At 63.4% G+C, this 7869-nt stretch carries 7 protein-coding genes and 2 pseudogenes; all 9 read right to left on the reverse strand.

The features are described 5' to 3' along the window. Nucleotides 1-222 (reverse strand): annotated as a pseudogene (locus A5699_RS26560) (IS1634 family transposase); the annotation flags it as partial. Between the two features lie 306 nt (nt 223-528). Beyond that, entirely contained in the window at nt 529-993 is a 465-nt protein-coding gene (locus A5699_RS26565; protein ID WP_067776377.1) for a helix-turn-helix domain-containing protein, read from the reverse strand. 178 nt (nt 994-1171) lie between these two features. Beyond that, nucleotides 1172-1738 (reverse strand): 3-hydroxy-9,10-secoandrosta-1,3,5(10)-triene-9,17-dione monooxygenase reductase subunit, encoded by a 567-nt coding sequence (gene hsaB, locus A5699_RS26570; RefSeq protein WP_067776368.1) that lies wholly within the window; start codon nt 1736-1738, stop codon nt 1172-1174. Nucleotides 1739-2263: 525 nt separating this feature from the next. Further along, entirely contained in the window at nt 2264-2578 is a 315-nt protein-coding gene (locus A5699_RS26575) for a hypothetical protein (protein ID WP_157561462.1), read from the reverse strand. A 230-nt stretch (nt 2579-2808) separates the two neighbouring features. Further along, on the reverse strand, nt 2809-3258 hold the full coding sequence (locus tag A5699_RS26585) for a hypothetical protein (RefSeq protein ID WP_067776371.1): 450 nt from the start codon (nt 3256-3258) through the stop codon (nt 2809-2811). Between the two features lie 90 nt (nt 3259-3348). Next, nucleotides 3349-6423: a replicative DNA helicase gene (locus tag A5699_RS26590; protein WP_197508406.1), complete on the reverse strand. Its 3075-nt coding sequence runs from the start codon at nt 6421-6423 to the stop codon at nt 3349-3351. 494 nt (nt 6424-6917) lie between these two features. After that, entirely contained in the window at nt 6918-7373 is a 456-nt protein-coding gene (gene rplI / locus A5699_RS26595; protein WP_067776375.1) for a 50S ribosomal protein L9, read from the reverse strand. 11 nt (nt 7374-7384) lie between these two features. Next, nucleotides 7385-7645, reverse strand: a complete 261-nt coding sequence (gene rpsR / locus A5699_RS26600; protein WP_003884147.1) for a 30S ribosomal protein S18 — start codon at nt 7643-7645, stop codon at nt 7385-7387. Nucleotides 7646-7681: 36 nt separating this feature from the next. After that, nucleotides 7682-7869 (reverse strand): annotated as a pseudogene (locus A5699_RS30095) (hypothetical protein); the annotation flags it as partial.

The following is a 7869-nucleotide window of genomic DNA, read 5'->3' on the forward strand; positions in this document are numbered from 1 at the left end:
AACCATATGGGCCCGAACGGCTTTCGGGGTGATCCCCAGATCTAACTCGCCCTGGGTGTCATCGGCCAGCAGCCGGCGGGCCTCCTCGATGAGCAGACCCGACTCGGCGTCATCACGCGCAGAGCCCACATGACGAACAATCCGGCGGCGCCCGTCCACGGATTCGGCGATCTGGACTGCCGTCGCGCCCGAGGCCGTGCGCACTCGCCGAATCCAGACCATCCAGGCAGCCTACTGATCCAAATTAGTGCCTAGCGGGTGCACTAAGCTAAGGCATCACCGCAGGTCAACGCGCCGCCGCTCTCGAAAACAGGCCGAAGTGACCCAACTCGGGTCTCACCATGACCGGCGATGCGGCCCAAAAGCCGCCTGGCCCAGGTTATCCCTCCGACCGCGCCCCTGGCGCGTTGTTGCGGCAGGCCAGCGAAACATTTCCCCGACAGATGACCTGCTCATACACCTCTGGTGGTCGCAAAGCCAAGCAACCCACGACGCCGCGGCACACAGTTAGCTACCTAGCTGCTACACCTAGCGGTCACTATCGACCCAGCTGGCGGCCGGGGGCAACCTCTCAATCTGACGCGCGAGATCAGCCATAGCGGCCAGACTGGTGAGCGCCTGCGGAGTGAGTCCTGATGCGCGCACTGCGAGGTCTCGAACGTGCTTGTCGCGCAGTACGTGCAAGGTCTGAAGGTGGAGATCGATCTTTGGATCAGATCCTGGGTCGATCAGAAAAGAGGGCGCTACACCGAAGAACTCGGCGATCGCCCTAAGATGCTGCACGGTCGGATTCACCCGCGCTCCGGTGCGCAACTGCCAGAGGTACGCCGAGCTGATCGAGACGCCCGTCTTGCGGGTAATCGCCAGCGCTGCGCTAACGTTTGACGACGGCCCATCGGCCGGGTTCCACAATGTGGCGAAAAGCTTGTTCAGCTTGACCGAGAGCTCGGAACCTTCACCGTCTGAGCTGCCTGACGCTGCTTTTCCGCTCAATCGTGGCTCCCCATTCACCCGAAGCGACTGATCGTGCCGATGTTACTACGAAGTAGGTTACGCAGGCGGCGTGTTGGGCTCCGCTATGCGATGACTGGTGTCCACGGCGCAACTGACTGCGCCGTCTCCGACACGCGATTTGGACTTCAACCCTTCAGCGGACGACCCTTTCCAGGGGTTATATCCAACCGTCTGCGACATTCGCCGTGGTAACAGCTTGTGCATCGGTCCGCATCGCGGCCACGGCACTTGCCGTGCGGTCGATACCCGCATACGCGCCCCGGTAGAACAGCAATGGACGTACATCCGATTCGCCGGACTCCCACAATTCCTGCACGGCACCGTACACGACGAAGTGGTCTCCGCCCTCGTGTACGGCATACACCGTGCAGTCGATGAACGCCAACGCATCAGCAAGAATTGGCGATCCCGACCTCGACGGGCGCCACTGGATTCCGCCAAACTTGTCAGGTGTGCGAGACCCAAACTTGGCTGATACGTTCTCTTGCTTCTCACTCAGGACATTGATGCAGAAGTGTCCACTTGCATGAATGGCGTGCCAGGCGCCGGATCGCTTCGTGGGGCAAAAAAGGACCAGTGGCGGATCCAGCGACAACGCCGCGAACGACTGGCACGTGAACCCAACCGGTGTGCCCTGATCGACGGTAGTAACCACGGTGATCCCCGTGCAGAATCTACCCAACACATTTCGGAAGAAACCTTGGTCGACCACTTCCGCCGTCATAAGTCACGCCTCATCTCGCCGACTGATCGTTACGCGCAATTTCACCCCGGCGGCAGGAATATCGACCCTTCCATTCACACGTATACCTGCGCCAACTGCGGGGTTACGTTACCACGCAAGATATTTCGCCTATCCGGGCGTTTACGACGACGGGAAGCCGACGAGTGCACAGAGCACCTCCACCAATTATTCCGTTGCTCTTCGTCCACTGATACCGGCGCCCTGCCGATTCGATGCACACACGCAGCGGACCGAGCTGTTGTCGGGTGGGATTGCTTGTTTCCGCAGAGGCGAAGGGAGGCTTAGTCTTGGGAGGTCTGGCGGTTCCATTCCCCGCGAGGCATACGCACCGGTCGTCAGCCGAGGGGCATGCGGCTGATGGTGATGGCGACCTTCTCGCGGCGCATGGCTTTGAGCGAGCCGCCGCTTCCCAGCGGCCATATCATCAAGGGGTGCATTCGTTCGATAGCCCCAGACACCTACCGCGTCACGGTGAACGGGCCCCCGGCGTTGAGCTCTGAGCGGTCATGTCGGCGTGATTTGATCATTAAGCTTGGTAACGAATTGACCGCTGCGCGTTTCGCTGATGGTGAGCAGCGGCGCGGCGAAGGTGCTCCGCAGGGCGGAGCGCGCGGCGGTCCAGTTGTCGAGTCCTTGCCCCAGCACACCGGCGAAAGTGAGCTCTAACCCGCTCTTAGTCACCGCGACACCGATCAGACTCGGCGCGGTCACCGTCGTGACCTGGGTGGTTGTGTGATTGTCGTTGGTGCGGATTGTGGTTTCGGTGCAGGTAAGTCCGACGCGGTTCATCAGGGTGAAAAATGTGCCATCGCTGACCAACTCGTGCAGGATTTGGCCTTAGCGGTGCTTGACCTCTTGGGCGACGACTCGCCGTATCGCTTCGGCGCGTAGCCGCCCCAGACGGTCGCTCGCAATGGTCGGCTCCGAAAGTTCACCTCCAGATTCCTGCCGGACAGATGCCCCGCCCCGCTCACCTCCGGATTCGGCATCCAATCGCCGCTGCGCCTCGTCCAGCAATCCCCCACTCCGCCACGTGTCGTCGACATCGTTCACTGCGCACCACGTTCACGTCGAATGTCATCCATCAACCGCTGGATGTCGGCTTCGTCTCGTTGCTGTTGGCGTTCACGTTCGGCACGTTCAGCCTCAACGCGATCACGTTGCGCGCGTTCATGTTCAGCCTCGTGCTGCTCGGCCTGGGCAAGCGCCGCGCTCGCCGCTGTGAGCAGCGCACCACGGTAATCGGACAACCACTCAACAGAGGCGATAGCGTCCGGTGTTCCGGCGCGGCGCGCAATCTGTCGCCAGTCATCAAGAATCTCGACCGACCTGGTGCAGCTCGCGACGAGGTCGCGAAGGACGTTGGCCGGCCATGACGTGTCGATTTGGGCGAACTGTGAGGTGCACGGTTCGGGATCGCCGATCCGTTCGGCGAGAATGGCAGTAATCGGATCGTCTTCGCGCAGCCAGCGAGTAGCGATTTCCTCCAGGGCAAGCACATCGCGTTGCCGCTGGCGCCTGCGGGATCTGTCCACCAGGACGACAGCTATCCCACAACATCCCAGCAGGATCAGCTGAACGAAACCTGGCTACCGCGCCATATTCGTAAACCGCGAGAAGTGGAGCTGGTGTGCCACAGTGATATTCGCGGTCGGGCCGTTACGGTGCTTGCCCAGGATGATGTCGGCTTCACCGCCGCGGGGGTCTTCACGGTCGATGGCGTCAGGCCGGTGCAACAGCATGACCATATCCGCATCCTGTTCCAGGCTGTTATGCAAGCTAACTAAATTAGCGATGAAATTGTGTGTGCCGCTTACGGTTCCGTCGTAGACGTCGTGCTCCCCGATGCTCGTGATCTCGGCGATCTCGTCCCAGAACACATCGTTGGTAGCGAGGTCGTGCAGCGTCTCATCGTTGAGCAGGTGCGCGGCTTTGCGTAACCGGTCCCGACTCGGTGAGTGCTTCCACAATGCCGAACCGCAGAACTGCGTCCCCATCGCTGCCGCGAACTGACGGTGCGAGATACCCTCACGCGTCATCGCCGACTTCACCTGCTGCCACACCGCTTTGGGCACGGTGTCGAGATTGGTGTTGCAGCTGATGGCGGTCAGGTGGCTCAGCACATCACGCGCCAGCACACCGCGACCACCGTGCACACCAACGTCGGTGAGGAACCGTCGCTGGTTCTCCGCGCCGTAGATCAGCACGTGCCAGCAGTCCCGGTATCCCGTCTTCTTAGCGCGCTTGATCCGCGCAGCCACTCCGACCCGCAGCAGCAACTGCATCACATCGTCGGCCAACTGCCGGCTGGTGGTGGCGTAGTAGATCCGGCCCTGTCCAACCTTGGCGTCCCAGCGAACCGAGCCGTCTGTCGCCCACAGGTGCCGAAGGAACAACGCCACCTGATCGTTGGGCAGCGCGAAAACCGGCTTGGGCACGAACTTCTCATAGCTACGCAGACCAAAGAGCCCCAGCTTGTCCAGCCAGGCCGCAATCGGGTTGCGCTTACCGTGGGTCAGCCGATACGGCGCCGGCATACGCAGCGTCGTCACCCGAGCCGCCGCGTACTCGTCCCTTACCGCGGTGATCCCGAAATGGGTCGCAGCCGCTGCGACAGCAGTCAGGTTCTCCTCATCAACCGAGGCATACCGGATCGGCTGACGCTTCACACACGAACCGTCGCCGATCATGTGCGCCAGCATGACGATCTCGGACTCGTCCATCCGCTCGGTCTGCACCGGTTCGGGCACTGTCCGCGGCGCCGCGACGCGGGCACCAACTGTCAGATCCCCCAACGAAACCCAGCCGTCCAACGTCATGAAGGGATGGTTTGCCGTGGCTTCGACCTCGCGGCCCGACGCAAGCCGGACCTTGAACACCTCTTTGTGGCCGCTGTAGAACACGTTGGTCATCGGTCGGGCCACCATGCGCTTGCGCTCATCGAGCGACCACACCAGCGGCCGCTCACCCGTTGCCATCAACTCGCCGAAGGTCACCTCAGCGCCGGTGTCGGCGCGCAGGATTCGGGTATTCGCGGTCAGGCAGCCCGACTCACGGAGGTCGGAGACCTGGGGTCGTTTGTCGGTGCGCTGCTCGGGACCACGGTTCAGCTGGCTGATCGCCACCACGGGAACGTTGAGCTCCTTGGCCATCAGCTTGAGGCTTCGGGAGAAGTCCGAAACTTCTTGCTGACGTGACTCGTACTTCTTGCCTGAGCTCATCAGCTGCATGTAGTCGACAACCACCAGCCGCAGGTCGGCCTTCTGGGCCAGCCGTCGGCCTTTGGCCCGGATCTCCATCATGGTGAGGTTCGGCGAGTCGTCGATGTAGAGCGGCGCCTCGCTGATCTCACTCATCCGGCGAGCCAGCTTGGTCCAGTCGTCGTCGCTCATGCGGCCCGAACGCATATCGCCCAGTTTGATTTTCGCCTCGGCCGAGAGCAGCCGCATGACGATCTCGGACTTGCTCATTTCCAGCGAGAAGATGACGCTGGCCATCCGGTGCTTGATCGAGCAGGACCGCATGAAGTCCAAGCCCAGGGTGGAGTTGTGTGTCGGCACCATCGCCGGACCGGCCAGGTACAGATGCGCGGCGTTGTCCACCTCGACGCACCGCACCGGCACACTGGGGAGCCGTCGCACCGCGGCGACCTGACAGACCGGCGCCAGCACCGCGGCGCCTCCGCCGGAACTCGGGGCAGCGATGGCATGCACGCCCGGGCGCAGCTGCGTGGTGGTCCGGATTCCGTCGCCCGTCGGCCACTGGTGCTGGGCGTCCGCGACGATCGTTGTGCCGTCCGAGAATTCGACCTCGTAGCACGGGCGGCCGAGCATGACCTCGGTGGCCGCGACGATCCGGGTGGGCTCACCGTCGGCACCGATGAGGTGATCACCCACGGCGACGTCACCCATCGTGGTCCAGCCGCTGGGAGTCGGCAGCGGAGTCTCGAGCGCCAGTGCCTTCCCGACACCCGGCCGCGCCGCGATGATGATCATCTGCCCGGCATGCAGGCCGTTGGTGATCTCGTCGAGTTCGGTGAACCCGGTGGGCACACCGCGCGCGATGCCGCCCTGCGAGGCGATCGCGTCGATCTCATCCATCGTGGGCTGCAGCAGATCTTCGAGGGGGACGAAGTCCTCGGAGGCGCGCCGCTCGGTGACGTCGTAGATCTCGGCCTGGGCCCGATCCACCACATCGCTGACGTCGGCGCCGTCGGCCCCGGCGTAGCCGTACTGCACCACCCGGGTGCCCGCCTCCACCAACCGGCGCAACAGCGACTTGTCGGCGACGATGGCGGCGTAGAACCCGGCATTGGCAGCCGTGGGCACCGTGGAGATCAGGGTGTGCAGATACGGGGCGCCGCCGATGCGGCGCAACAACCCGCGACGGTCCAGCTCGGCGGCGACGGTGACGGCATCGGCCGGCTCGCCCCGGCCGTAGAGGTCGAGGATCGCGTCGTAGACGTTCTGGTGGGCGGGGCGGTAGAAGTCACCGGGACGCAGCCGCTCGAGCACATCGGCGATCGCATCCTTGCTCAACATCATGCCGCCGAGAACGGCTTGCTCGGCCGCCATGTCCTGCGGCGGCTGCCGGCCGAAATCCTCCCCAGGTGGAGGGCCATCCATCTCCGAATCCGGATGCCCCAGGTCGTCCACAACCGCCACGGACTCCCACCCCCTTCCGAGACCGCCTCCCGGCTGCTCGAACGTGTATTCGAATCGGTACTGCAACTGTAAAACACTCCGCCGACAAGTTTTTGACGGCGGTGCGACGCACCACGGTAGACGTTGCTGAGCGCCCCCGGAACCACCCCTGTGGATCGACCTGTGGATGGCATGGGGATAGAGGTCGGTCACGGTGTTGAGGCCCTGGGGAGAACCTGTGGATCAATCCCGGACCTTCTGATGTTTTCGCTGGTCAGGATGGCAGAGGCGCGGTGAGTAATTGTGTATGGGAAGTTCTTCGGCGTGTCGTGCCGGGTTGCCGTCTCGGGCGTGTTGTGTTGCCCGCAGGGACCATGCCGGTTAACACCGAGTGAGCTTCGCTGTCCGGATTCCGGCGTCACCGGTTCGCCAGAGATACAGCAACGCCCGGGTGGAAACCTCTTCAGGTCCCCACCCGGGCGATTGAGTGCTGGCGGAACTACTCCGCTACGGGGCTACTCCGCGATGACGTTGAGCGACACCTTGGCTTCCACCCCGGTGTGCAGCTTCACGGTGATCGGGTGCGTACCGACCGACTTGATATGCGCCTTGGGCAGCTGCACGGTGCGCTTGTCCAAGTTGGGGCCGCCGGCCTTCTTGATCACAGCCACGACGTCAGCGGCGGTAACCGAACCGAACAGCTTGCCGGTATCGGCTGCGGCGTGCACCGGCAGCGAAACCTCGCCGAGGTTCTCGAGCGCGGTCTTGAGCTCGTTGGCGTGCTCGACGCCGCGGATCGACTTGGCCTCGCGCGCCCGGCGGATCTCCTCGGCCTGGCGCTCAGCACCACGGGAGGCCACGATGGCCAGCCCGCGGGGCAGCAGGTAGTTACGGCCGTAGCCGTCCTTCACCTCGACGGCGTCGCCAGCGACACCCAGGTGCTCCACCTCAGCAGTGAGAATCAGCTTCATTGGTCTATCCCCTACCGCGTCGACGAGCCGAACGGCAGCAGAGCCACCTCGCGGGCATTCTTCACGGCGATGGCGACATCGCGCTGGTGCTGGACGCAGTTGCCGGTCACCCGACGGGCACGGATCTTGCCGCGCTCGCTGATGTAGGTGCGCAGCAGCGCGGTGTCCTTGTAGTCGATGACCTGCCCCTTACCCTTCTTGGAGCAGAACACGCACTTACGAGTCTTGACCGGCTTTTCCGGTGCCGGCCGTCGCTTTGTGGACTTGGCCATTGGTTATCTCTTCCTTGCAAAAATTTTCGTTGTTGATCAGAACGGCGGCTCGTCGTCGGCCCCGCTGAAGGAGCCCGACGCCGGTGCACTGCCCCACGGATCGTCCTTGGGCTCGGCCTGGCGCGAACCACCGCCGCCACCGCCGAAGCCGCCGCCTCCGGTGTAGGGCACTTGCTCTGCCGCCGCGCGACCGATCCCGAGGATGATGAGGTCGGACACGATGG

It is taken from the genome of Mycobacterium sp. E802, assembly GCF_001666875.1.
Lineage (GTDB): Bacteria > Actinomycetota > Actinomycetes > Mycobacteriales > Mycobacteriaceae > Mycobacterium.

Bases quoted from the DNA above. Each gene is read 5' to 3' on its own strand.
- rpsR (WP_003884147.1), bottom strand. From the start codon at position 7,645: ATGGCCAAGTCCACAAAGCGACGGCCGGCACCGGAAAAGCCGGTCAAG.
- rplI (WP_067776375.1), bottom strand. From the start codon at position 7,373: ATGAAGCTGATTCTCACTGCTGAGGTGGAGCACCTGGGTGTCGCTGGC.
- hsaB (WP_067776368.1), bottom strand. From the start codon at position 1,738: ATGACGGCGGAAGTGGTCGACCAAGGTTTCTTCCGAAATGTGTTGGGT.